This is a genomic window from Novosphingobium ovatum (assembly GCF_009909235.1).
GTDB lineage: Bacteria > Pseudomonadota > Alphaproteobacteria > Sphingomonadales > Sphingomonadaceae > Novosphingobium > Novosphingobium ovatum.
On record NZ_JAAAPO010000002.1, the window covers coordinates 244,938 to 269,711 of the forward strand.

Annotated in this window: 20 protein-coding genes; 9 read left to right on the plus strand and 11 right to left on the minus strand. The window is 65.0% G+C overall.

Annotated elements, in window-relative coordinates; genetic code table 11:
* Positions 1–71 precede the first annotated feature (71 nt).
* The 3 genes from GTZ99_RS05340 to GTZ99_RS05350 are packed head-to-tail and all read left to right on the plus strand — an operon-like array spanning position 72 to position 3,534.
* Positions 72–1,490, plus strand: coding sequence for an MFS transporter (locus GTZ99_RS05340; protein ID WP_161717255.1), 1,419 nt, complete (start codon positions 72–74; stop codon positions 1,488–1,490).
* Positions 1,487–2,590, plus strand: coding sequence for a Gfo/Idh/MocA family protein (locus GTZ99_RS05345; protein WP_161717256.1), 1,104 nt, complete (start codon positions 1,487–1,489; stop codon positions 2,588–2,590). Before GTZ99_RS05340 ends, GTZ99_RS05345 begins: the two co-directional genes overlap by 4 nt.
* Positions 2,590–3,534 carry a formylglycine-generating enzyme family protein gene (locus GTZ99_RS05350; protein WP_201742384.1) on the plus strand — a complete coding sequence of 315 codons (945 nt, stop codon included), beginning with the start codon at positions 2,590–2,592 and terminating at the stop codon, positions 3,532–3,534. The genes GTZ99_RS05345 and GTZ99_RS05350 overlap by 1 nt, the downstream gene beginning before the upstream one ends.
* Positions 3,535–3,572: 38 nt before the next feature.
* Here the strand turns inward: GTZ99_RS05350 and GTZ99_RS05355 are convergent, their stop codons facing one another.
* Both GTZ99_RS05355 and GTZ99_RS05360 read right to left on the minus strand, forming a co-directional pair.
* Entirely contained in the window at positions 3,573–4,508 is a 936-nt protein-coding gene (locus tag GTZ99_RS05355) for a DUF1838 family protein (RefSeq protein WP_161717257.1), read from the minus strand.
* Positions 4,509–4,548: 40 nt separating this feature from the next.
* A complete protein-coding gene (locus tag GTZ99_RS05360) occupies positions 4,549–5,358 on the minus strand; it encodes an SDR family NAD(P)-dependent oxidoreductase (protein ID WP_161717258.1) in 810 nt (269 codons plus the stop codon).
* A 117-nt stretch (positions 5,359–5,475) separates the two neighbouring features.
* On the opposite strand from GTZ99_RS05360, the gene GTZ99_RS05365 reads away from it, so the two are divergent.
* Positions 5,476–6,441, plus strand: a complete 966-nt coding sequence (locus GTZ99_RS05365) for a VOC family protein (RefSeq protein WP_161717259.1) — start codon at positions 5,476–5,478, stop codon at positions 6,439–6,441.
* A gap of 27 nt (positions 6,442–6,468) precedes the next feature.
* Here the strand turns inward: GTZ99_RS05365 and GTZ99_RS05370 are convergent, their stop codons facing one another.
* Genes GTZ99_RS05370 through GTZ99_RS05385 form a run of 4 tightly spaced genes read right to left on the minus strand, consistent with a single transcriptional unit; the run spans position 6,469 to position 10,266 of the window.
* On the minus strand, positions 6,469–7,104 hold the full coding sequence (locus tag GTZ99_RS05370; protein ID WP_161717260.1) for an isochorismatase family protein: 636 nt from the start codon (positions 7,102–7,104) through the stop codon (positions 6,469–6,471).
* A complete protein-coding gene (gene leuD, locus GTZ99_RS05375; RefSeq protein ID WP_161717261.1) occupies positions 7,101–7,733 on the minus strand; it encodes a 3-isopropylmalate dehydratase small subunit in 633 nt (210 codons plus the stop codon). Before leuD ends, GTZ99_RS05370 begins: the two co-directional genes overlap by 4 nt.
* Entirely contained in the window at positions 7,730–9,154 is a 1,425-nt protein-coding gene (leuC, locus tag GTZ99_RS05380) for a 3-isopropylmalate dehydratase large subunit (protein ID WP_161717262.1), read from the minus strand. Before leuC ends, leuD begins: the two co-directional genes overlap by 4 nt.
* Positions 9,155–9,189: 35 nt before the next feature.
* Positions 9,190–10,266 (minus strand): alpha/beta fold hydrolase, encoded by a 1,077-nt coding sequence (locus GTZ99_RS05385; protein WP_201742385.1) that lies wholly within the window; start codon positions 10,264–10,266, stop codon positions 9,190–9,192.
* 357 nt (positions 10,267–10,623) lie between these two features.
* On the opposite strand from GTZ99_RS05385, the gene GTZ99_RS05390 reads away from it, so the two are divergent.
* From GTZ99_RS05390 to GTZ99_RS05405, 4 genes are all read left to right on the plus strand, one after another.
* Positions 10,624–12,078: a flavin monoamine oxidase family protein gene (locus tag GTZ99_RS05390; protein ID WP_161717263.1), complete on the plus strand. Its 1,455-nt coding sequence runs from the start codon at positions 10,624–10,626 to the stop codon at positions 12,076–12,078.
* A 121-nt stretch (positions 12,079–12,199) separates the two neighbouring features.
* Complete coding sequence (locus tag GTZ99_RS05395) at positions 12,200–13,114, plus strand: polysaccharide deacetylase family protein (protein ID WP_161717264.1); 915 nt, start codon at positions 12,200–12,202, stop codon at positions 13,112–13,114.
* A gap of 11 nt (positions 13,115–13,125) precedes the next feature.
* Positions 13,126–14,277 carry an FAD-dependent oxidoreductase gene (locus GTZ99_RS05400; RefSeq protein WP_161717265.1) on the plus strand — a complete coding sequence of 384 codons (1,152 nt, stop codon included), beginning with the start codon at positions 13,126–13,128 and terminating at the stop codon, positions 14,275–14,277.
* Positions 14,274–15,776, plus strand: a complete 1,503-nt coding sequence (locus GTZ99_RS05405) for an aldehyde dehydrogenase family protein (RefSeq protein WP_161717266.1) — start codon at positions 14,274–14,276, stop codon at positions 15,774–15,776. The genes GTZ99_RS05400 and GTZ99_RS05405 overlap by 4 nt, the downstream gene beginning before the upstream one ends.
* 149 nt (positions 15,777–15,925) lie before the next feature.
* Here GTZ99_RS05405 and GTZ99_RS05410 read toward each other — a convergent pair whose 3' ends face one another.
* From GTZ99_RS05410 to GTZ99_RS05430, 5 genes are all read right to left on the minus strand, one after another.
* Entirely contained in the window at positions 15,926–16,708 is a 783-nt protein-coding gene (locus tag GTZ99_RS05410) for an IclR family transcriptional regulator domain-containing protein (protein ID WP_161717267.1), read from the minus strand.
* Between the two features lie 195 nt (positions 16,709–16,903).
* Entirely contained in the window at positions 16,904–18,022 is a 1,119-nt protein-coding gene (locus GTZ99_RS05415) for a zinc-binding dehydrogenase (RefSeq protein WP_161717268.1), read from the minus strand.
* Between the two features lie 15 nt (positions 18,023–18,037).
* The gene (locus GTZ99_RS05420) at positions 18,038–18,892 is read right to left on the minus strand and encodes an isocitrate lyase/PEP mutase family protein (RefSeq protein ID WP_161717269.1); all 855 of its coding nucleotides are present in this window, start codon (positions 18,890–18,892) and stop codon (positions 18,038–18,040) included.
* 112 nt (positions 18,893–19,004) lie between these two features.
* Positions 19,005–20,888 carry a hydantoinase B/oxoprolinase family protein gene (locus GTZ99_RS05425; protein WP_161717270.1) on the minus strand — a complete coding sequence of 628 codons (1,884 nt, stop codon included), beginning with the start codon at positions 20,886–20,888 and terminating at the stop codon, positions 19,005–19,007.
* Between the two features lie 16 nt (positions 20,889–20,904).
* The gene (locus GTZ99_RS05430) at positions 20,905–22,953 is read right to left on the minus strand and encodes a hydantoinase/oxoprolinase family protein (protein WP_161717271.1); all 2,049 of its coding nucleotides are present in this window, start codon (positions 22,951–22,953) and stop codon (positions 20,905–20,907) included.
* A gap of 227 nt (positions 22,954–23,180) precedes the next feature.
* On the opposite strand from GTZ99_RS05430, the gene GTZ99_RS05435 reads away from it, so the two are divergent.
* A complete protein-coding gene (locus tag GTZ99_RS05435; RefSeq protein ID WP_161717272.1) occupies positions 23,181–24,686 on the plus strand; it encodes an aldehyde dehydrogenase family protein in 1,506 nt (501 codons plus the stop codon).
* The last annotated feature ends 88 nt before the right edge of the window (positions 24,687–24,774 follow it).

Sequence of the window (24,774 nt, forward strand, 5' to 3'; positions counted from 1 at the left end):
GCATTGCCTGTGGGGGTGGCCTTGATCGCTGCGCCCGCACCAAAACCCCGGCAAGCCCTGGAGAAAGACCCGTGACCAGCGCGCCCGCGCCTGTTGCCGCCATACCCGAAACCGGGGCGGCGGCACCCATGATTCCCGCCGCCCCGCGCCGCCATGGCCTGCGTTGGCAAACCAAAGCCGGTTTCGGCATCGCCCAGATCGCCGGACAGTTGTTCAGAGACGCTCCAAGCCTGCTCTTATTGTTTTACCTGACAACAATTTTGGGTCTGCGGCCCGACATCGCCGGGCTGGCGATCTTTGTGCCAAAGGTGTTCTTTGGCGCGGCGTTCGATATGGGCGTGGGCATGCTGTCCGATCGTCTGGCGGGGCGCTTTGCCCGGCGGGGGTGGTTGCTGATCGGCGGGATTGCGGCGCCCTTTGCGATGCTGGCCTCCTTTGCCATTCCCCAGATGGAGACGGGCGCGATGGTCGTCTGGGTGTTCGCGTCCTTCAGCATCTACATGGCGGTATTCTCCACCTTTTCAGTGCCTTATCTAGCCCAATTCGCCAGCATGACCGAAGACCCCGCCGAACGGACGGAACTGATGGGCTGGCGCCACGGCTTTACCGGGGTGGGGGTGCTGCTTGGCTCGGCCGGGGTGCCGGTGTTGATCCATGCGCTGGGCGGCGGGCGTTTTGCCTATGTCACGGCGGCGGCGGTGCTGGGGGCGATCTGTTCGGCCACGCTGGTGGTGGGGTGGTGGCACGCCCGCGCCATCCCCGAACCGCGCACCATCGCCCGCCCACTGGCGCTGGCAGATCTGCCCAAAGTATTGAAAGATCGTCGCTATATGGCTCTGTGCGCCAGCGCGGTGGTGATGACGATCGCGGCGGGCATCTCCTATGCCAGCTTTGCCTTCTTCGTAACCTACGCGATGAAACGCGCCGATGCCTTTGTTCAGATTGGCATTTTGTCCACCATCATGGCCGCCGTGGTGATGGCCGGATCGCCGTTCTGGGTGGGCGTGGCCAATCGTTTGGGCAAGAAGAACACCTATCTGCTCGCCGCCATCGGCCATGGCGCGGTGATGATGTTGTGGAGCTTTGCCGTCGATCTGCCGATGTGGGGGGCCTATGTCCTGGCCGCCGGGCTGGGGCTGTGTAACACCGGCTGGGGGGTGATGGTGCTCTCGATGCTGTCGGACGCCATCGCCAACGCCCGCGACACCATGGGCGAGGACCGCGCGGGCACCTATTCGGCCATCTGGTCGATCATCGAAAAGGCCGGAATCGCCTTTGGCGGGACGCTGGTGGTGGGCAATATTCTGGCCTGGTCAGGCTTTGACGCGGCGGCGGCCAAGGCGGGCGTGCCCCAGTCGCAGGCCGCGATCAACGGCATCATCTTTGCCTATACCGTGCTGCCCGGCGTTGCCAAATGGTGCGCGGCGGCATTGGTGTGGTTTTGCATTCCGGCTGACAAGCCACGGATTTCACAGGAGATTGAAGCATGAGCGAGCAGCCTGTCGGGCTGTGTCTGGTTGGGTGCGGGCGGATTTCGCGCGCGCATCTGGCCGCGGTGCAGGCTTTGGCCGGGACGGTCCGGCTGGTGGCGACGGTCGATCGCACGTTACCGGCTGCGCAGGCCGCTGCTGCGCCGTTTGGGGCGCAGGCGTTTGACGATCTGGCCACGGCGCTGGCCCTGCCAGAGGTCGAGGCGGTGCTGATCGCCAGCCCTAATGGCCTGCACGCGCAGCAGGGGTTGGCCGCGATCGCGGCGGGCAAACACGCCCTGATCGAAAAACCATTGGCCGAAAGCGGCGCGGTCGCGCGGCAAATGGCGCAGGCGGCGGACGCGGCGGGCGTGGTGCTGGCCGTGGGGCATACTTTCCGTCAAGGTCCGGCCTTCCATTACCTGACCGACCATTGGGCCGATTTCGGCACGCTGCGCGCGGTCGAGGTCAGCAGCTGCGTCCGCTGGGAAGGCCCGCAGGCGCCGTGGTGGGCGACAAAGCCGCGCGAGGAAGGCCTGATCCTCTCGCTGTTCGCGCCCCATTCGCTGGATTTTGTCCAGCTGTGCATGGGGGCGGACGACCCCATCCGCGTTCATGTCGAGGCCGCCCGCTGGCAATCGGGCTGGCAGGGCGAGGACGAGGCGATGATCATCATGGCCTATCCGGGGCGGCGTCTGGCCAGCATCCACATCAGCTACAACCAGCCCAGCATCATCGACCGCAAGGTGCTGCATTTCTCGAACGGCGTGGTCGAGATCGAGGATGGCGAGTTCCTGCGCTTCAACCGCGAATTGCTGGTGCAGCCCGAACCCGGCGTGGTGCGCGATGGCCGGGTGATGGGCGGGCGCAGCCTGGGGCATTATTTCACCAACCAGCTGGCCGAATTCGCCGCTGCCGTGCGGGGGCGTCCGCACCGCTGTGTGACGGGGCATGACGCGGCGCGCACCATCGACCTGATGGACCGGCTGATCGCTAGCGCGCGCGCCAATTCGGCCGCCGATCTGATCGATCCGGCCCCGCCGGTGGACCCCAATGCGGCCGCCGCCCCGGTGGTTGATCCCAACGCCTTTGGCCCCGGACCTGTGGAGGAGAAAGCCTGATGACCAAGATGTTCAAGCAACTGGCCATGGCCGGTGGTGCCGCGATGGCGGTTCTGGGCGCGTCAGCCGCCATGGCCGCCGGAGGCGCACCGGGCAAACTCGTGCCCAAGTCCACCCATGGCCCCGCCATCGGCCCCGACGGCATCCCCATCATCGAGGCCCGCCCCCTGCCGCCGTTTCCGGCGCTGCGCCCCGGATCGGTGTTTGCCGATGGCGCGGACCTGCCCGAAATGGTGGTGATCCCGGCCGGCAGCTTCATCATGGGATCAACCCCGGCGCTGAACCGTTCGGCGGGTGTGTGGAAGATGTTCGACGCGATGGAAGGGCCCCAGCGCCGCGTCACCATCGCCAAGCCCTTTGCCGTGGGGCGTTATTCGGTGACCTTTGCCCAATGGGATGCCTGTGTGGCCGATGGCGGCTGCAATGGCTATCGGCCGGATGACAATGGCTGGGGCCGCGGCCGCCGCCCGGTGATCAATGTCAACTATACCGACGCGATGGCCTATGTCGCGTGGATCAGCAAAAAGACCGGCCAGCGCTATCGCCTGTTGTCCGAGGCCGAGTGGGAATATGCCGCCCGCGCGGGCACCAATACGGTGTTCTGGTGGGGGGCAAAGGTGTCGCCCGATTATGCCAATTACGGCAATGTCTATGACCGCACGACCGAGGTGGGGGCATATCCGGCCAACCGTTTCGGCCTGCACGACATGTCTGGCAACACCGCGCAATGGGTGGCCGATTGCCATCACGCCACGCTTAAGGGCGGGCCGACCGATGGATCGGCATGGGACGCCGATCAGGACTGCAAACTGCGCAATGTGCGTGGCGGCGGGTGGAGCCTGATGGACTGGACGATGCATGTCGCCCAGCGCATCGGCGACCCGATTGCGGCGCGCAACAACCATCTGGGTTTCCGCGTGGCGCGCGATCTGGCGGCCAAGTAATCGGTTTGGGGGGAGGGCGCGAACCCTCCCCCATCGGTTCACCGGGCCAGCGGGCTTTTCAGATATTCGGCCGCGTCGCGGCGCGGGGCGGTCCAGTTTTTGTAGTCAAAGATCTCGGGCGTCAGCTTGTCCAGCGAGCGGCGGGCGGGGGCGGGGATATCGTCCAGCGACTTCAGCTTGGCCCCATAGGCGCGGCCCCATGTCCGGCCCGAACCGCTGTCGGCGCGGCCGCCCATGCCCAGCCACGGATGCCAGCTGGCAAAGTTCTGGAACTGGCAAAAGGCGGGGGCGGAGGTCAGGCTCTCGTTGAACGCGTCCTCGGCCTTGGCGAAATAGCAGGCGTGGCTGTCCCAGAAGGTGGTGGGACCAGACGAGAGATGCGGGTATTTGTCGGGCGTGGCGACATTGGGATAGGACACGCCCGAAGCGGTTGGCACGATCACCATCCCGCCCATGTTCTCGATCGGCATCAGATCGGGCTTCAGGTCGGCGCCTGCCGTGCTGATGCCATCGGCGCCTACATTGACCACAAACGGCCCGCCATAGAACTGCCATACCTTGCGCTTTTCGCCGGTGATGGGGTTGACCCATTCCTCCAGCGGATCATCGCTGTTGAACCGGCAATAGGCCCCGCATTCATAGGTTTTCGATTGGAACGTGGCCGCGCCAGTGGGCCGCCATTCGGAAATGTTCAGATGGTTCATGGTGAAGAACGGCACCAGATTGCCCGCCCCGTTATAGCCATAGATGTGCAGGCGATAGAACATGTAGGTCGTTTCAGTGCCCACCGAGCCCAGAATGCGGGCGCGCACACGGGCGCGGGTGGTGGGATCGGCCAGATTGCCTGTCACGGGCGTTGCGGCCATCGCGGGGGCGGCGCTCAACATCTCTGCACCCAGCAGGCCCGCGCCCATCAGGCCTGCGCTCATCATCGGCATACCGGTCAGCATGCCCCGGCGGGAAAGATCTTCCATGCTCGCTTTCTCCTGTGTTTGCGGGCGCTTGCTGCCCCGCTTAACGTCCTCCGGCAACGTCGATTGTGGCGCCGGTGATATAGCTGGCCTCGTCACTGGACAGGAACAGGATGGCGTCGGCCACCTCGCGCGATGTGCCCAGACGGTGCATTGGCACCATGCGCACCGGGCTGTATTCCAGCCCCTTGTCATGCATGGCCGACAGGTATGGCCCGGCCAGTTCGGTGTCGATCGGCCCCGGTGCAACGGCGTTGATGGTGATGCCATGATCGCCCAGCTCAATCGCCAGATCGCGGACAAAGCCGATGACGCCCGCCTTGGCCGTGGCATAGGCGGCGGCGCCGGTGTAGAATGCGTTCCACACAGTGCCATGTCGCGCGCCCGATGACAGGCAGACGATACGCCCGGTCCCGCGCGCCATCATGCCGGGCAGGGCGGCGCGGGTACACAGAAACATCGAGCGCAAGGACACGGCCATGGTCAGGTCCCAATCCTCGACCGACATGTCCCAGATGCGGCCCGACCGGCCCCCGCCCACATTGTTCACCAGAATGTCCAGCGGGGCGAAATCCTGTGCCGCGGCGAACAGGGCGGCAACGCTGGCCTGTTCGGTGACGTCGCAGGGGACGGCCAGATGGCGGGCGCCCATGGCGTCCAGCAGGGCGGCACTTTCGCTCAGGCGGTCCTCGTCGCGGTCGGCGAGAATCACGGCGGCGCCTTCTTCGGCCATACGGATGGTGGTGGCGCGGCCAATGCCCAATCCCGCGCCGGTGATCAGCGCTGTTTTGCCGCGCAGGCGGATACCGGTGGCAACAGAAGGGGCGGGGAAGGGATTGGGGGGCTGGCTCATGGGGGGCAGGCTATCGTCTGGGGCCGCGCGGTGGAGCGGCGCGGCGGTGCTATCCGCCCAGCGGAAAGCGGTGGCAGGCGCATGGCGGGGCGGGCGGGGCGGGCGCATCCCCTTGGCATGACCGAACAACTGACCTCTATCGACGCCGGCTTTCAGGAAGCCGTGGCGATTGTTGCCGACCCCCATGCCAGCGCGCGGCGGATTTGCGCGGCCACCGGCTATGTCACTGTGGCGCAGGGGGCGGTGGACGCGGGCGCGCTGGCGCTGATGGAGGCGCAGGGGCGCAAGGCCAGCGAGGTGCTGATCGGCCACCCCAGTGTGCCGCGTGGCCGCATCCGCCTGATCGGGTTCGAAGGCACCCCCGCGCCGCTGATGCGCGATGGCGGGCAGGCGTGGGACACCGGCGGCATCTTCGACATCAACCTGCGCAGTCTGCCCAGTATCGAGACGCTGCATCGTGGCCTGTCCGATCAGGGCTTTGTTGCGCAGGCGCCGATCACCGATTGGGATTTCGGCCCGCTGGAAGTGCGTGAGGTGGTGGACAAGGACGCCGATGGCGTATGCATCGCCCTGATGGAGCGCGTCCGCCCGCCGTTGGCCGGTTATAACGGTGTGGCCGGCCCGGCGAGTCAGGTGTTTAATTCAACCCAGGTGGTGCCCGATTTCGACGCGGCGCGGCATCTGTACCACGACTGTCTGGGCTGGAAACCGGTGCAGGAAACCGATGGCCCGGCCGCGCGCGCCGATGGCGCCAATTGCATGGGCTTTCCGGTGGAGATCGCCGCCAAATTGCGCGCCCGCATCGGCATCTATCAGGCACAGGGCGCGATGATGGGCTCGGTCGAGGTGATCCAGTTTGGGGTACGCGGATTGGATTTTTCGCACAGCGCTCCGCCGCAGCGCGGGTGGGCCAGTGTGCGTCTGCCGGTGTCGGATGTGGGCGATTTTGCTGCACGCGCGGCGCGCGGTGGGTGCCGGATCGTTGGGCCCGTGGCGGTGGACTGGCGCCCGCATGGCCGGTTCCGGGCGGTCGCCGCGATCACCCCATGGGGCGCGCGGCTGGAGGCCTATCAGGCGGTGTGATCCACCGACAGGCCCCCTCGCGTCAGATCAGCCCTTCAGCCCGTTCAGGAAGGCGATGGTCTCGTCCTCGCTGACGACATCGGCGTATTTCGCGTTCATGTCGAACAGGTTGGCCTCATGCGGGGCGCTGTGGCGATCGCCGCAGGCTTCGGCGATGACGGCGGTCTTGAACCCGTGGCTCATCGCGTCAACGCAGGATGCGCGCACGCAACCGCTGGTGGTCAGGCCCGTCAACAGCACGCTGTCCACGCCCATCGCCGTCAGCGTGCTGGCCAGCGAAGTGCCGAAAAACGCGCTGGGATATTGCTTCGACACGACGATCTCGTCCTCGAAGGGCTCAAGGCCAGGGCCCCACGCGCTCATCGGGTGGCCCTTGACGAAATAGCGCAGCGGCGCGGCCTTTTCAAAGAAGCGCCCGCCGTCCACGCCGCCCGGATGATAGACGACATTGGTCAGGAACACCGGCACGCCAGCGGCACGGGCCGCCTCACGTACACGCAGGGCGGATTTCAGCGAGGCCTCGATCGGGTCGCCGCCATACAGGTCGCACGAAGGGTCGAAATAGCCGAGGCAGAAGTCGATCAGGATCAGCGCGGGCTTTTTGCCAAAGCCGACGCGGGTGTTATAGGCGCGCTTGTAGTTTTCGAGCAGGTCGTCGCTCATGCTGCGGTGTCCTCGGGATAGAGCCAGGGCTGGGTGGCGCGCTGGGCGCGTTCAAAGGCGGTAATGTCGGCGCCGTATTGGTTCAAGACCACGGCGGTCTCGTCCCAACCGTTCAGCAGGGCCAGTTTGGCCCCCGGCGCGATGTCAAAATGGATCGGCGCGGCGGCGTTGCCCATGGTCAGTGTTTGCGTTTCCAGATCCACGGCAAAACCGGTGCCAGCCTGCGCGGCGGCCATGACATCGGCCATTTGCTCTGCGGGCAGGGTGATCGGCAGGATGCCGTTGCGCTGGCAATTGGCGTGGAAAATCTCGCCAAAGCCGGGCGCGATGACACAGCGCACCCCCGCGCCATGGATCGCCCACACGGCCTGTTCACGGCTGGACCCGCTGCCGAAATTCGCCCCCGCGACGATGAAGGGCGCCTCGCGCCAGCCCTCGCGGTTCATCACGTAATCAGGAACTTCCGCGCCATCGGCGGTATAGCGGCGGTCGTGAAAGGCATATTTGCCCAGCCCCGCCTTGTTGGTCAGCAACAGGAAACGGGCGGGAAAGATGATGTCGGTGTCGATATTGTCCTCGGCCATGGGGATGGCCGGGCCCGACAGGGTGGTAAAGGCTTGCGCGCTCATGCAAGGAACTTTCGAACATCGGCGATATGGCCGGAAATGGCGGAGGCGGCGGCCATGGCGGGGCTCATCAGATGGGTGCGCCCGCCGGGGCCTTGGCGGCCTTCGAAATTGCGGTTGGAGGTGCTGGCGCAGCGTTCGCCCGGCGCCAGACGGTCATCGTTCATCGCCACGCACATGCTGCAACCGGCCAGACGCCATTCAAACCCGGCCTCGACAAAGATTTTGTCCAGCCCTTCGGCCTCGGCCAGATCGCGGGTGGCGGCGCTGCCGGGGACGACGATGGCGCGCACGCCCGATGCCACCTTGCGGCCATAGGCGATGCCGGCGGCGGCGCGCAGGTCCTCGATCCGGCCATTGGTGCAACTGCCGATAAAGGCGTGGGTGATGGCGATGCTGTCCAGCGATTGCCCGGCGGTCAGGCCCATATAGGCAATCGCCTTTTCCGCCTGACGCGCGGCGGTGGCATCGGCAATCTGGGCCGGATCGGGCACCACGCCATCAATCGGCAGAGTCTGATCGGGCGTGGTCCCCCAACTGACCTGCGGGGCCAGAGCCGACACGTCGATGGTGACGGTACGGTCATAGGTCGCGCCCGGATCGCTGGCCAGCGACCGCCAATAGGCTACCGCCTGATCCCATTGCGCGCCCTTGGGCGCCAGACGGCGGCCCTTGATATAGGCAAAGGTGGTGTCATCAGGCGCGATCAGACCAACGCGGCTGCCCGCCTCGATCATCATGTTGCACAGCGTCATGCGCTCGGCCATGGACATGGTGGCGATCACTTCGCCGGTGAATTCCACCGCGTGCCCCGCCGCGCCATGCGCCCCAATCTGGCCGATGATGGCCAGCGCGATATCCTTGGCAAAGACAAAGGGGTGGCGCGTGCCGGTCAGGTGGATCCGCATCGTCCGGGCCGGCTTTTGCCGCAGCGATTGCGCCGCCATCACCGTGCCCTGTTCCGAAGCCCCAATGCCAAAGGCCAGCGCCCCAAACGCGCCATGCGTCGTGGTGTGGCTGTCACCGCACACGATGGTGGTGCCGGGCAGCGTAAAGCCGCTTTCGGGCCCGATCACATGGACGATGCCCTGTTCCGGCCCGTCCAATTGCGCATAGGGCACGGCGAACTCGGCGACATTGGCCTCCAGCTCGGCAATCTGGGCGGCGGCCTGCGCATCGGCAATCGTGCCCAGACGCACGCCATCGGCGCGCGGGCTGCGGGTGGGGACGGCATGGTCCACCACCGCGTAATGTGTGCCGGGGCGGCGCAATGGGCGGCCCGCCTCACGCATGGCGACAAAGGCCTGCGGGCTGGAGACTTCATGCACCAGATGGCGGTCGATATACAGCAACGCCTCGCCGTCACCCAATTGGGTGACAACGTGGCTGTTCCACAGTTTTTCGTACAGGGTTTGCGCAGTCACGCTGAAAATATCCGTCTATTGTAATGGCGTATGGATCAGTGGCGGCGCGGGGCGGCCCAAGTGGGGGCAGGGGTGGCGCCTGCCTTGGGCGTGCCCGCCACGACATAGGTGTCGATCCAGGCGGCAAAGCGTTCGCCCACCTCCAGCGGCGGATAGTGCCCGACATCGGGCATCAGCATCCGGTTGATCTGGGCGTTCTTCAGGTAACGGGCGATGGCGTTGGCCGCGCTTTCGGGCAGCAACGGATCGGCCGCGCCCCAGACCAGGAAGGTGGGCGCCTTGACCTTGGCCATCTCGATCGTGGCCTGTTGGCCGTCGCCAATGCGGGCGACCAGCGCGACGGGGTGCTTTTCGGGCTCGCGGCGGTTGAAGTCGTAATATTCATCGCGCGTCCGCTTGGAAATGCGCGCGGCTTCCCCGGCGAAAAAGCCCAGATATTCGTCCCAATAGGCCCGGTCGTTGTAACCGCCACGGACCTTGGCCAGCGCGATGCCATCGGTAAAGGCCTTGGGCATGACCAGATGGCTGGTGTCGACCGGGTCCGATGGGGTGTTTGACAGGATCAGGCGTTCGACCATATCGGGGCGCTTGGCCGCCAGATACATGCACATCGTGCCCCCGGACGACACGCCCACGGCGGTCACCTTTTTCACGCCCAGCCGGGTCAGCAGTTCCTCGGCAATGTCGACGGGCTGAACGGTGGCGGCCACCTGATCGGAAATGCGCCCCGACAGGCCATAGCCGGGGATGTCATAGCGGATGATGCGATAGCGCCCCTTGAGCCGGGCGGTGATCACATCCCACGTGCGCAGCGTGGAAAGCGAGCCATGCACCATGAACAGCACCGGGGCATTGCGCGGGCCCTCGTCTTTGTAGTGCACCTCGACGCCACGGATCGTCATGTACCGGCTTTGCGCATCGGCATAACGCTTGCGCAGTTCGGCCACCGACAGCCACGGCGCGACGAATGGCTTTGCCGCAGCGGGCGCGGCGGCGGCAGGGGCTGTGGCCGGGGCGGGCGCAACCGGCGCGGTTTGGGCCATCGCCGGGGCGGCCATCCCCGCGCACAACAGGGCCAGCAGCGGACGGTTGGCAAGGGCGCTCAGCTTCATGTCGGGCTTTCTCCACCAAGGTCATGGGTTCGGGCAAGGGGCGGTTGGCACCCCCGGCCGTGAATACGTTGCGATCGGTTCTTATGGGGCCGCTGCCCCGCCCCGCCACGCCGCTTAGGCACGGTTGGGCCATCGGGCAGTACGCCGTTTGACGCAGCCACCCTATGGCCTGTTCGCCGCGCTTTTCAAATTGGCGCAGGGCCTATCCGACAGGTGGTGAGCAAGGGGTCGATTGATCGACACAAGGGGGGCGGGTGTGGCGATTGGCGGTGGATTATCGACAGGTCCGGCATGGACAGGGCGGCGCTTTGGTCGCAGCCAATGCCATCGGGCGCATCAAGGGCGGAGTGAATGGGCATGGGCATCGACAGGCGGGGCTTTACGCTGGGCATGGCAGGCGCCGGTATGGCGGCGCTGTTGCCGCAGGCGGCGTTGGCCAAAAAGCGCAAGGCCGCACCCGCTCCGGCGGCGACCGTGCCGCATATCCTGATTTTGGGCGCGGGCATTTCGGGCCTGAACGCGGCGTGGCTGCTGGAGCAGCAGGGCGCCAAGGTGACCATTCTGGAAGCGCGCGGCCGGGTGGGCGGGCGCATCCACACGCTGCTGGATCAGCCGGGCTATCCCGAAATGGGCTTCAACTCGATGGCCGAAGGCTATGGCCGCGGGCTGGACGCGGCGGCCCGGGCGGGCGTGCAGATGGAAGAAGTGGGCGCGCGGTACCGCATCGGCGGCGGGCCGGGCCTGTTCCTGAACGGTCAGTATTTCACTCGCGAGGATTGGGCCAAGTTCCCCGGCAACCCGTTCCCCGATCAGCTGAAGATGCTGATGCCGGGCGAACTGGTCGGCGCGCTGATGGCGAAAAAGACCCGTCTGGCCGATTGGACCCAATGGTGCGATCCGGCCAACGCGGCCAAGGACATCTCGCTGTATCAGTGGCTGAAGGAGCAGGGCCTGTCGGATCAGGCGATCCATCTGGCCAATGACGTTTCGCCCTATTACGGCACCAATGCGTGGGATGTGTCTGCGCTGATGCTCGAATATAACGACGGTTTCGTAAAGGCGCAGGCCGTGACCGGGCCCAAGTCGCTGGCGGTGAAGGGGGGCAATATCCATTTGCCCAACGCCATGGCCAAGATGGTCAAGGGCGACCTGATCCTGAACAAGGAAGTCGTGGCGATCGATGCCAGCGCCACCCAGGCCAGCGTGCGTTGCGCCGATGGCTCGGTGTTCAGCGCCGACCGGGTGATCTGTACCCTGCCGTTTGCAACGCTGCGCAATGTGGCGATCACCCCCGGCCTGTCGGGCGTGCAGGCGCGCGCGGTCACCACCATGCCGTATCAGCCGCTCTCGATCGCCTTCCTGACGGCGTCCTCGCCGTTCTGGCTGGAGGACAAGCTGCCCGCGGGCATGTGGACCGACAGCCCCGCCGGTGCGATCACGCCCCAGCGTTTTGGCGCCACACCCGAGGAGATCAGCGGCTTTACCGTGCAGGCGCGCGGGCAATTGGCGCATTACTGGGACAGCATGGGCAAGGATGCCGCGCTGGCGATGATCATCGCCCAGATCGAGGCGTTGCGTCCCGCCGCCAAGGGCAAGCTGCAGGGCCGCGCCTATTTCAGCTGGTGTCAGGAGCGCTTCAATCAGGGCGACTGGGCCTATTTCAGCCCCGGCCAGGTGGCGGGCGTGATGACCGAAATCTCCAAGCCGGTGGGCCGCCTGCATTTCGCCGGCGAGCACACGGCGGTGGGCGCGCGCGGGCTGGAAGGCGCGCTGGAATCGTCCGAACGGGCGGTGCTGGAGGTGCTGGCCTGATCCGCCTGTCGGATAAGGCTATTCGCAGGATGAATAACCGCGCCATCCGGCTGGGCGGCGCGGCGCGGGCGGCGCAATCTGCCTGCTGAACGTGATTTGATGCAAAGGGTGAGTTGAGCACATGGAATATGATTACATTCCCCTGCCCAAGCGGCAGCCGCTGAAGTGGCCCAATGGCGCGCGTGTGGCCCTGATCCTCACCTTCAATCTGGAAACCTGGGACCTGACCAAGGACACCGACAAGCCCTATTACGCGGGCGGTCCGGCGATCCTGCCCGATGTTCTGCCGGGCAACACGGCCGACTTCCCCAACTTTACCTGGCGCGAATATGGCCAGCGTGTGGGCATCTGGCGCCTGTATGACCTGTTCGACGAATTGGGCGTCAAGGCCAGCTGCACCACCAATGCCGTGACGTTTGAGCGTCGCCGCGAGATGACCGACGCCTGTCTGGAGCGCGGCTGGGAACTGCTGACCCACAATTGGGAGCAGGGCGAGCTGTTGTCCTCCTTTGCCCATGACCCGGCCAAGGAGCGCGACATCATCCTGCGCAGCCTCGACCAGTTCGAAAAATACACGGGCCGCAAGTCCAAGGGCTGGCTGTCGTCCAGCTTGCGTGGGACGATGCAGACCGCCGACATTCTGGCGGAATATGGCTGCACCTTCTACTGCGACATCATGAACGATGATCAGCCCTATCTGCTGAAAACGCCCCACGGGCCCATCGTTTCGACGCCCTATTCGAACGAGATCAATGACTTCACCTTTATCACGCGCAAGAACTTCACCACGGACCAATTCCGTGACGCGCTGATCGAGGAACTGGATGTGTTGTACGCCGAAGGCGCCAAGACCGGCCGCATCATGAACGTGGGTCTGCACCCGCATGTGTCGGGCCGTGCGCATCGCGTCCGCGCCCTGCGCGAATTCATCGAGCACGCCAAGAGCCTGCCCGGTGTGTGGTGGGCCACGCGCGAGGAAATCGCCGATTGGTACCTTGCCAACCATGAAACCCATATTCCGGGGCAACTCGGCTAAGGAGAGTGGCCATGAGCCGTTCTGAAAAGATCCTGATTGTTGGTGGCGGCATTGCGGGCATGACCGCGGCCGCCGCTTTGGCCCAGCAGGGCTTTGCCGTGACGCTGCTGGAAAGCGCGCCCCAGTTTGGCGAGATTGGCGCAGGCCTGACCCTGACGCCCAACGCCATGAAGGGGCTGGACTATATCGGCGTGATGGAAGAGGCGGCCGCCGTTGGCGTCGAGCCGACCAAGCAGCGCATCCAGCACTGGCAGGATGGCCGCACGCTGGTGGGTTTTGACCGCAGCGGTCAGCGGGCCAAATATGGCGCGCCCTATATCACCGTCCACCGCGCAGATATCCATGAGGTGATCATGGGCGCCGCGCGTAAGGCCGGCGTTGACATGCGCGAAGGCGCGGCCGTGGTGTCGAGCGAAGGCACCACCGTCACGCTGGCCGATGGCAGCACCGTTTCGGGCGATGTGCTGATCGGTGCCGATGGCGTCAAATCGGTCATCCGCAAGCGGTTTGAGAGTGCCGAGCCGCATTTCACCGGCCACGTCGCATGGCGCTGTCTGGTGCCGGTGACGCCGGACCTGCAGGACCTGTCGGACGTTCCCGGCCTGATCATTGGCCCGGGCGGCATGGTCAACCGCTATAACGTGCGCGGGTCCAAGGTGATGAACTTTGTGTTCTTTGCCCGGCAGGATGGCTGGCATCAGGAAGGCTGGACCACGCCGGTCGACCCCGAGGAAATCCGCGCCGTCTATGCCGGGTGGTGCGATGACGCGCAGCGCCTGATCAACGCTGCGTGCCAGCAAAAGATGTTCAAGTGGGCGATCAATGCCCGCAAGCCCATCGAGAACTGGGTGCTGGACGGCAATGTCACGCTGTTGGGCGATGCGGCCCATGCGATGACGCCGTTCCTGGGCCATGGCGCGGCATGCGGGATCGAGGATGCGGTCGTGCTGACCCGCGCCCTGCTGGCCAGCGACACCGCCGCCGAAGGTCTGGCCCGCTATCAGGCGGCCCGCCACGAGCGTGCGACCTTTATCCAGCAGGAATCGAACGCCAACGCCGACCGCATGCAGGGCCAGAACACCGACCTGTTCGGGCTGGAGGGCATGAAGGACGAGGAATCGCTGGGCCTGTTCTGGTACGATCCGCGGACCTGTGAGGTATGAGCGTGACGCCTTTTGACGGCCATGCCATCGCGCCCGAAACCGCCGCCTTTCTGGCCAAAGAGCACAAGCTGCTGATTGGCAATGAATGGGTGGAGGGCACCGGCACGATGGCCTCGCGCGATCCGGCGACGGGGCTGGAACTGACGCGCTTTGCCATTGGCGGGGCGGCACAGGTGGACCGGGCGGTGGCCGCCGCCCGTGCCGCCTTCCGTGGGCCGTGGCGCAAGATGACGGTGGCCGACCGCACCGCCATCCTGTTCCGTCTGGCCCGCATCATGGAGGCGAACGCCACCCTGTTGACGCAGTTGGACATTCTGGACAATGGCATGCCGGGCTTCATCGCCGGGCTGACCACCGCCAATTGTGTCGAGATGGTCGATTATTACGCCGGGGCCGTGATGCGGATCGAGGGGACGACCATCGCCCCCCCCCGCCACATCGCCGCCGAGACCGAGGCGCTGACCTATACCCTGCGTGAGCCGATTGGCGTAGCGGGTCTGATCGTGCCGTGGAACGTGCCTTTGTCCACTGCGATCCTGAAACTGGCGCCCGCGTTGGCCGCCGGTTGCACGGTGGTGATGAAGCCGTCCGAGGAGACGCCGCTCTCGGTGCTGGCGCTGGGCCAGATGATCATCGATGCTGGCTTTCCGGCGGGTGTGGTCAACATCGTCAACGGTCTGGGCGCAGAGGCGGGGCAGGCGCTGGCCGAGCATCCCCATGTCGACAAGGTCAGCTTCACCGGCTCGACCTTTACCGGCAAGAAGATCGTGCAGGCCGCGCTAGGCAACCTGAAGAAGGTCAGTCTGGAACTGGGCGGCAAGTCGCCTGTGGTGGTCATGCCCGACGCTGATCTGGAACTGGCGGTGCCGGGGGTGGCCTTGGCCACCTACTTCCTGCAGGGCCAGAACTGCATGGCGGGCACGCGCATCTTTCTGCATGAATCGATCCACGATCAGATGGTCGAGGGGCTGAAGGCCTTTGCCGGCGGAATGTCGCTGGGCCACGGCCTGAACCCGGCCAGTTTTCAGGGGCCGATGATTTCCGACGCGCACACGGCCAAGGTGATGTCCTATATCGCCAAGGGTCAGGCAGAGGGCGCCACGCTGGTCTGCGGCGGGCAAAAGCTGGACCGGCCGGGCAATTTCATCACGCCCGCGATCTTTACCGATTGCACCCCCGACATGGCCATCGTGCGCGAGGAGATTTTTGGCCCGGTGATGGCCGTGCAAAAGTTCAGCACGACCGATCTGGACGAGATCGCCGACATGGCCAACGACACGCCCTATGGCCTGTCGGGCAGCGTGTGGACGCGCGACCTGTCGACCGCGCACCGTCTGGTGTCGCGCATCCGGTCGGGCCATGTGTCGATCAACTGCCACGGGGCGGTGGGTACCAATATCCCGTTCGGCGGCTTTGGCCAGTCGGGCTGGGGGCGCGAATTTGGTCAGGAAGGTCTGGACGCCTATCTGGAGACCAAGGCGGTCACCGCGCGGCTGTAATCGCGGCCTAACGCATCATGGGGCGGGCGCGGGGCAGGGGCCTTGCGCCCGCCCTTTTTTCTGCGCGCCGCCTGCCTGCCCCCACATGCGAAAGGCGCCGGGCCGCGTGGACCCAGCGCCTTCCCTCGCAAAAGGTGTGAACAGGCCGGTCAGCTCGGCTCGTTCGACAATTCGTGGCTGATGGCGGCCGCGGTTGCCTTCAGGTCGTCCAGATACTTTTCCAGCGCATGGCTCAGCTTCATCGCCGCGACAAAGAACACCATGGTCATGGCGGCTTCGAAATGGCCGTTCTTGAAGATCGGCACGGCGATCGAGCTGGTCTTGCCGGGCGTCAGGTTGAAGTGGTTGCGGCCCTGCACGGCGTAACCCTCGGCGCGGATGCGCTCGACGTCCAGGCTGACCTCGGCGGTGGCCAGATAGTTCAGGTCGATGTCCTGAGACACACGCATGAAGCGCAGGATCATCTCGCGCTCTTCATCGGGGGCAAACGCCATCGACACCTTGCCCGAGGCCGAGTCCAGAATGGGCAGCGTAAAGCCGGGATAGTAATGCTCAAACGTCAGCGACGAGTTGGCATGGGTGGAATCGCGCAGCATCATGTCGCGGCCCACGCGGATGGCGACCGACACCGGCCAGCCCACACGCTTGGTCAGGGCGACGATATGCGGGCGCGCGATACGCACCAGTTCGTCGTCATGCTGGAACCCGGTGGCCAGCGTCTGCACCAGCGCGGTCGGGCGGTAACGCTTGCGCGAGGGTTCCTGTTCGATCAGGCCCTCGTACAACAGCGTCTGCACAATCCGACAGGCGGTCGGGTATGGCACCTGGCTGGCTTTGGCAATCTCCATCATCGACAGTGACCCATGGCGGTTGATCGCCTTGAGCGCGGCTATCGAACGGGTGATCGAGCGAATCGGAACCCCTTTTTCCATTCACGTTCTCCCTTTTTTTCTTCGCGACCGAAGAGTGTCAGGAGATTGTCATCTTTCCGAAAAACAGGGAAGACTATCCGCTAGGCGGATACGCACTTTGGCGTATGCTCTCCAGACAACCGGTTATATGTGCGGGCCGGCCCCCTTTTATCATGGCGGCAGAGCGCGGATTTCCGCGCCCTGCCGGTAGTCATCTCACCACGCAGGCACGATCACCTGACGCACTGCCTTACCGGCAGCAAGCTTATCCATCGCTTCGTTGATTTCGTCCAGCGGCCCGACCGAGGTCAGCAGTTTTTCCACCGGCAAGCGGCCCGCGCGCCACAGGGCGATGTACCTAGGAATATCGCGCGAGGGGATCGAGGAGCCCATGTAGCTGCCCATCAGCACCTTGCCATCGGCGACCAGCGACAGGGCGTTGATCTCCAGATTTTCGGACGGGTTGGGCAGGCCAACGGTGACGATGCGGCCACCCCGGCGCGCGGCGCGATAGGCGGTGGCCAGAACGACCGCCTTGCCCACCGTTTCGATCACCACATCGGTGCCGGTGAACGCCGCCTCATCGCCCGGAGCCACGGCCGCAGCCGCGCCCAGTTCCAGCGCCAGCGCCCGCTTTTCCGGGCTGGGATCAACGGCATAGACCGGCTGCGCCCCGGCGGCCAAAGCCCCCAGCAGCGCGGCCAGACCAACCCCGCCCAGACCATAGATCAGCACGCTTTCCCCCGGACGCACAGCGGCGGTGTTCATCACCGCGCCCACGCCCGTCAGCACCGCACAGCCAAACAGCGCGGCGGTTTCGGGCGGGATGTCGCCGGGGATTTTGACCAGCGAGCGGCGATCGACCACTGCCTGCGTTGCAAAGGCCGACACGCCCAGATGGTGATGCACCGTTTCGCCATTGCACGACAGGCGCGAGCCGCCGTGCATCAGTTCACCCTTGCCATTGGCGGCCGCGCCATTGGGGCACAGATAGCCTTCGCCCGACTGACACTGCACACATTGGCCACAAGAAGGCAGGAACACCAGCACCACCCGGTCCCCCACCGCCAGATCGCGCGTATCGGGATCACCCAGCGCCAGCACCGTGCCGGCAGCCTCGTGACCCAGCGCCATCGGCATGGGGCGGGGGCGGTCACCATTGATGACCGACAGATCGGAATGGCAAATGCCCGCCGCATCGATCCGCACCAGCACTTCACCCGGCTTGGGATCGGCCAGTTGCAGCGTCTTGACGTCCAGCGGCTTGTTGTCGGCATAGGGTGCGGGGTTGTTCCCGCTTTGCGACAACACGGCCGCGGCGATGTCCCTGCTCATTGTGTCATCCGCCTCTTACTTGGCCCACTTCTTCTCGAAATCCCACACGTCCTGAAAACCGATCAGGCCGCAGAATTCCTTGAAGTTGAAGATGCCATCGGGTTCGCCGATGCCATCGTTCTTCAGGTCGATCAGCGCCTTTTCCATGGCGGTGGCCGCCACCAGCGAGGTCAGCGAGGGGTAGATGGCATAGGCATAGCCGATTTCGGCCAGCACGCTGGCCTTGGGGATCGGGGTCGAACCGCCATTGGCCATGTTGGCCATCACTGGCTTGCCCAGGATCGAGCAGGCCTTGGCCATTTCCTCTTCGCTTTCCAGCGCTTCGGGGAACAGCACGTGGGCGCCCGCCTTGTCATAGGCTTCCATGCGGCGCATCAGGCTGTCAAAGCCTTCGCTCTGGCGCGCATCGCTGCGGGCGATGACCAGGAAGTCCTCGCTCTCGCGCGCCTCGACGGCGACCTTGATCTTCTCGACCATGTCTTCCAGCGGGATGCAGCGGCGGAAGGGCGTGTGACCGCACTTCTTGGGGAATTCCTGATCCTCGATCTGGATGCAGGTGACGCCCGCGGCTTCATAGCCCTTGACGGTGTGGTGGACGTTCAACAGCCCGCCGTAACCGGTGTCGCCATCGGCGATGACCGCGCTGTTGCTGGTGCGGACCAGCGTTTCCATGCGGTTCTTCATCTCGGTATAGGTGGCGATGCCGGCGTCGGGCAGGCCCCACGCGCTGGCCGTCAGCCAATAGCCGGTGCCATAGACGATGTCGAAGCCGACCTTGTTGGCGATGACGGCGGCGATCATGTCCTGAATGCCGGGGACGACGAAGAACTCGCCCTTGGCCAGCTTTTCGCGCAGGATCGGATTAGCCATGATGTTCAATTCCTTGGATCATAACCCCGGGGAGGGGGAAATTCCGGGCCCGCGCCGCGTCTGGAGAGGTTGACGCAACAGGGCGCAGGCCCGGAAATGTTGGCGCGGTGGCTTATTCGGCCGCTTGCGCCAACGGCAGGTTCCACTTGGGCGCGGTGGGCGCCGGCAGGCCGGTTTCGGCCAGACAGTTGGCGCGCAGCGTTTCCAGATCCGGGCCAAAGTTGAAGGTGCTGATCTCGCCACGCTCGGCGCGCAGCTTGGCGCGCAAAGCTTCGGTGGCGGCGGTGTCAACGCTGGTGCCGTCCTCGCTCAGCACCACGCCGTAACGCAGCGCGCCCTTCACGGTGACCAGACCCTGCGCCACTTCCTTGACCAGCAGAGCGGGATCGCGATCATAGGGATCGCCCCAGCCGCCGCCGCCCCAGGTGATGAAGTGCAGGCGGTCGCCAGCTTCAACCGGATAGTCTTCCAGCTTGTTGCCGACGACGACTTCGGTGCCGTCCTTCTTCACCAGGATCTTCTTGGCGCGCATGCCCGGCTCACCACCGTTCACACCCCACGGCGGCACGAACCAGCGGTCGTCGTGGATGGCGATCACGCCGTCTTCCAGGAAGCGATAGACCATGTCGATGCCGTTGCCGCCACGGTGCAGACCCGCGCCGCCCGAGTCCGCAACCGTCTCGTAACGCTCGATGATCAGCGGGAAGTAGCGCTCGAGGAACTCGTTCGGCACGTTGGTAAAGCCGGGGAACAGCGAGTGGCCGTCCGGACCATCGCCCATCGGGCGACCAGGAATGCCGCCAAAGCCGATCTGGAACAGCTGGAACCACTTACCGTTCTTGTCCGTACCGGCATAGAACAGGTGGGGGCTGGACGAGAAACCGGCCGCGTTCAGGAATTCCGGCGTTTTTTGCCCCAGCAGACCGCCCAGAATGTCGAACAGGCGACCCAGCACGTGGGTACGGCCCGACAATGCGGCGGGGAACTTGGGCTTGAGCAACGAGCCTTCGGGGATGCGGACATCGATCAGGTCGTAATAGCCGTCGTTGAACAGGATCTGCGGGTCAAAGACCATGATCATGTAGATGCCAAAGAACATGCGCATCATGTTCTCGTTCAGGAACATGTTGATCGATGCCTTCGACTGCGGATCGGTGCCGTCGAAATCCAGAATGACGCGGCCATTCTCGCGCCACATCGTGCACTTGATCTTGTACGGGCCGTAACCCATGCCATCGTCGCAGATGTAGTCCTCGAAGCTGACCTTCTCTTCACCGATCGAGCTTTCGACCAGCTGCTTCATCGCGCGATAGTTGCGGTCCAGCAGCAGGTCGGTGGCCGAGGTGAACATGTCGTCGCCAAAGCGCTTGGCCATTTCGACCACGCGGGTGGCGGCCACGCGGCACGAGGCGATCAGCGCGTTCAAGTCCGCCTTGCACCAGTCGGCCGTGCGGCTCTGATGCATGACCAGCTTGATCAGGTCTTCGTTATAGACGCCCTTCTTCCAGATCTTGACGGGCGGGATGCGCACGCCTTCCTGGAAGATGCTGGTGGCGTGGATCGGCATCGAGCCGGGAACCATGCCGCCGATGTCGCTCTGGTGGCCGAACATCGAGGTATAGGCGATCAGGCGCCCATCCTTGAAAACCGGCAACAGCACCAGCCAGTCGTTGCAGTGCGAGATCGCGCCGCCCACCGAATAGGGGTCCGACAGGAAGATCAGGTCGCCGTCTTCGACCGTGCCTTCATATCCTTCAAGGAAGGGGCCGATATACGAGCCGAACTGACCCACGATCATGCGACCCTTGTAGTCGGCGATCAGCGGGAAGGCGTCACCTTGTTCGCGGATGCCGGGCGACATGGCGGTGCGCACCAGCGTGGCGTCCATTTCGATGCGGGCATTACGCAGGGCGTTTTCGATGATGTCCAGCGTGACCGGATCGACCGGCACCGTCTGGAAAGGCGTTTCATTGGCCTGAATGATCTGTGCGGGCATGTTGGTTGCCTCCTTCTCAGGCGAGGTTGATCAGGATGTTGCCGACGTGGTCGACGGTGCCGACGCAGTCCGCTTCGATCAGCGTGGTCGAGTCCATTTCGACGACGATGGCGGGTCCGGGGATGACATCGCCCGCCTGCAACAGGGCGCGGTCATAGATCACGGCCGGAACCATGGCGCCATCGGCCCACAGCTGGTGGTCGCGGATCTTGGCACGGGCGACATTGCCGTCCGATTGGGCCAGCGGCGGGGCGGGCAGGTCCAGAGCCGGACCCATCGCGACCGCGCGCAGGTTCACCAGTTCGTGGGCGCTGTCCATGTTGAAGGTGAACAGACGCAGATGCTCGGCATCAAAGCGGTCGGTCACAGCCTTCAGGCCATCACGCTTGAGCGTTTCGGGATCGATCGAGAGCGGCACTTCAAAGGCCTGGCCTTCATAGCGCACGTCCAGTTCGAACTGGCTGGTGATGTCCGCGTCGGCGATGCCTTCGGCGCGCAGTTCGGCGCGGGTCTGTTCGGCCATTTCCGACAGGATGGCGATCACCGCGTCCTCGGCGGTGTCCGCGATCCGCTTGGAGAACGAGCGGGCCGTTTCGGTGCGCATCCGGGTGGTCGCATCGCCCAAGGCGCACAGCACGCCCGGCGAAACGGGCGAGACGGCGGGCCACGAACCGGTCAGGCGGGCCACCGCGTTGACATGCAGCGGGCCAGCGCCGCCAAAGCCCATCAGGGCAAAGTCGCGCGGGTCATACCCCTGCTGCACCGAGATCATGCGCAGCGCGCCGAACATGTTCTCGTTCACAATGTCGATGATGCCGCGCGCGGCTTCCATCAACCCGATGCCCAGCGCGTCAGCGATGGTCTGCACCGCCACCTTGGCGCCTTCGCGGTCCAGCTTGAACGTGCCGCCCAGCAGGTTTTCGGGCAGATAGCCCAGCACAACGTTGGCATCGGTCACGGTCGGCAGCGTGCCGCCCTTTTGATAGGCGACGGGGCCGGGGACGGCGCCTGCCGACTGCGGGCCCACGCGCAACGCCTTGGTCAGTTCGGGCACATAGGCGATCGAGCCGCCGCCCGCGCCCACGGTCTTGACGTCCAGCGCCGAGGCGCGAACCTTCAAATGGCCGACTTCGGTGTCACGCTGGCGGCGGGCCTCAAGGCCCTCGATCAGCGCCACGTCGGTCGAGGTACCGCCCACGTCCAGCGTCAGGATGTTCTTGATGCCCGCATTGCGGCCAACCCAGATCGCGCCGGTCACGCCGCCGGCCGGACCCGACATCAGCAGCGATACGGGATGCTCTTCCGACTTTTCCGACGACATCAACCCGCCGTCCGAACGCAGCAGCGAGAGCGAACCAGCCATGCCCGCGCCGCGCAGCTTGTCGCGCAGGTTGCGGATATAGCGGCGCATCACTGGACGCACGCTGGCGTTGGCAACGGTGGTCAGCGTGCGCTCATATTCCTGCATTTCGGGCAGGACTTCATGGGACAGCGAGAGGGGAACGTCCGGCATGATTTCCGCCGCCAGTTCGCCAATGCGCTTTTCATGCGCGCCGTTCAGATAGGCGTTGACCAGGCTGATGGTCAGCGCCTCGACGCCCGCGTCCTTCAGCTTGGTCAGCGCGGCGCGGATTTCGGCCTCATCGATCGGCTCGATCTCGTTGCCATCGGCATCGACGCGGCCCTTGACCTCGATCGTGTCCTGCAGGGCTGCCAGCGGCTCGGGCTTGGGCCACACGATCCAGCCAGCCAGACCGCCCGGTACAAACGAGCGCGCGATCTGCATCACCTGACGATAGCCATCGGTGGTGATTAGACCCACGCGGGCGCCCTTGCCCTCCAGCACGGCGTTGGTGGCGACCGTGGTGCCATGCAGGAAGAATTCGACGTCGGACGGCACGATGCCGGCCTTTTCGCAGATGGCGGTGACGCCGTTCAGAATGCCTTCCGAGCTGTCATGCGGCGTCGAGGGCGTCTTGTGGCGCCAGAATTTGCCGCTGCTTTGATCGAAAAGCAGGAGGTCGGTAAAGGTACCGCCAACGTCTACACCCAATCGATAGGTCATGTGATCCCCAGGTGGTTAGGCCAAAGCCGGGTGCCAAAACGGCCCCGGATGGACACAGATTATGAAAACGTTATCATTTTGCAAGCGCTGATATCGTATGGGTAGCTTTTTCGCGTATGTGTTCCGCATGGATGCCCAGATTATCCGATATGCGACTTTTTGGCGGCGCCGCGTGGTCGCCTCGCGCGCAGGGGGGCAGACAGGGGGCAACTATGGAGGTTGTATAAATGGCCGTTGATCTGTCTGTGCTGTGCGCCGATGCGCGCGCGTTCCTTGACCGCCGCGCGCGTGGGCAGGGGCTGTTCGTGGGTGGCCAGTGGCAATCGGCCGAGGGCGGCCGCACGCTGGACACGGTCGATCCCGCCACCGGCGCGGTCACCGGCCAGATCGCGGCGGCCAGCGCGGGTGATGTGGATGCGGCGGTGCAGGCGGCAGCGGCCGCTTTGCCCGCGTGGCGCGCCACGGTGCCGGTTGAGCGCGCCCGCATCCTGTGGAAGATCGCCGATCTGATCGAAGCCCATATCGACGAGCTGTCGCAACTGGAGACGCTGGATCAGGGCAAGCCGTTCTATGTTGGCCGCTGGGCCGAAATCCCCGGCGCCATCAACCAGTTCCGCTTTTTCGCCGGGCAGGCGATGACGATCGAGGGCAACACGATCGAAAGCTCGATCAACTATCAGCCCGCGGGCAAGCAGATGCGCTCGTGGACCGTGCGCGAGGCGGTGGGCGTGGTGGCGGCCATCGTACCGTGGAACTCGCCGCTGGTGCTGACCGCGATGAAGCTGGCCCCGGCGCTGGCCGCTGGCTGCACCATCGTCTTGAAGCCTGCCGAGGACACCAGCCTGACCGCGCTGCGTCTGGCCGAACTGATGGCCGAGGCTGGCCTGCCCGCGGGCGTGCTGAACGTGGTGACGGGTCTGGGGTCGGAAACCGGCTCGGCGCTCTCGACCCATCCGCTGGTGGACAAGGTGGCCTTTACCGGGTCGACCGCCACGGGCCGGGCCATTCTGGATGCGGCCAAGACCAATTTCAAGCGCGTGACGCTGGAACTGGGCGGCAAGTCGCCCAGCATCGTGATGCCCGACGCCGATCTGAACATGGCGATTCCGGGCGTGGCCAACGCGATCTTCTTCAACGCCGGGCAGGTGTGCATCGCGGGCAGCCGCCTCTATGTCCACCGTTCGAACTATGATCAGGTGGTCGAGGGCGTCGCTGCCTATGCCAAGAGCCTGAAGCTGGGCCATGGCCTGTTGCCCGACACGCAGATGGGCCCGGTCGTCTCGGCCCGCCATGCCGAGCGCGTTGAGGGTTTCCTGACCCGCGCCAAGGCGCAGGGCGCCACCATGCTGACTGGCGGCGAGCGCACCGGCGAGGCGGGCACCTTTATCACTCCGACCGTGGTGGTCGATGTGAAGCCCGACTTTGAGATCGTGAACGAGGAAGTGTTCGGCCCGGTGCTGGTCGCGCAGGCCTATGACGATGTCGAAGAGGTCATCGCGGCCGCCAACGCCACCGAATATGGTCTGGCCGCCAGCGTCTGGACCGAAGGGTTGAGCAACGCCCACCGCATGACCAGCGCCATCCGCGCCGGCACCGTGTGGATCAACTGCCACGCGATGTATGACGCGGCGCTGGCCATTGGCGGGGTCAAGGCCTCGGGCTGGGGCCGGGACAGCGGCAAGCAGGCGATGGACAATTATCTGGAATGGAAGACCGTCTGCGCGGTCCTGTGACCGAGGCAGGGGCGGCCTTCGTGCCGCCCCATCTGGCCAAACAAAAGGGCGCTTGGGATCCTCTCCCAAGCGCCCTTTTTGTATCAGC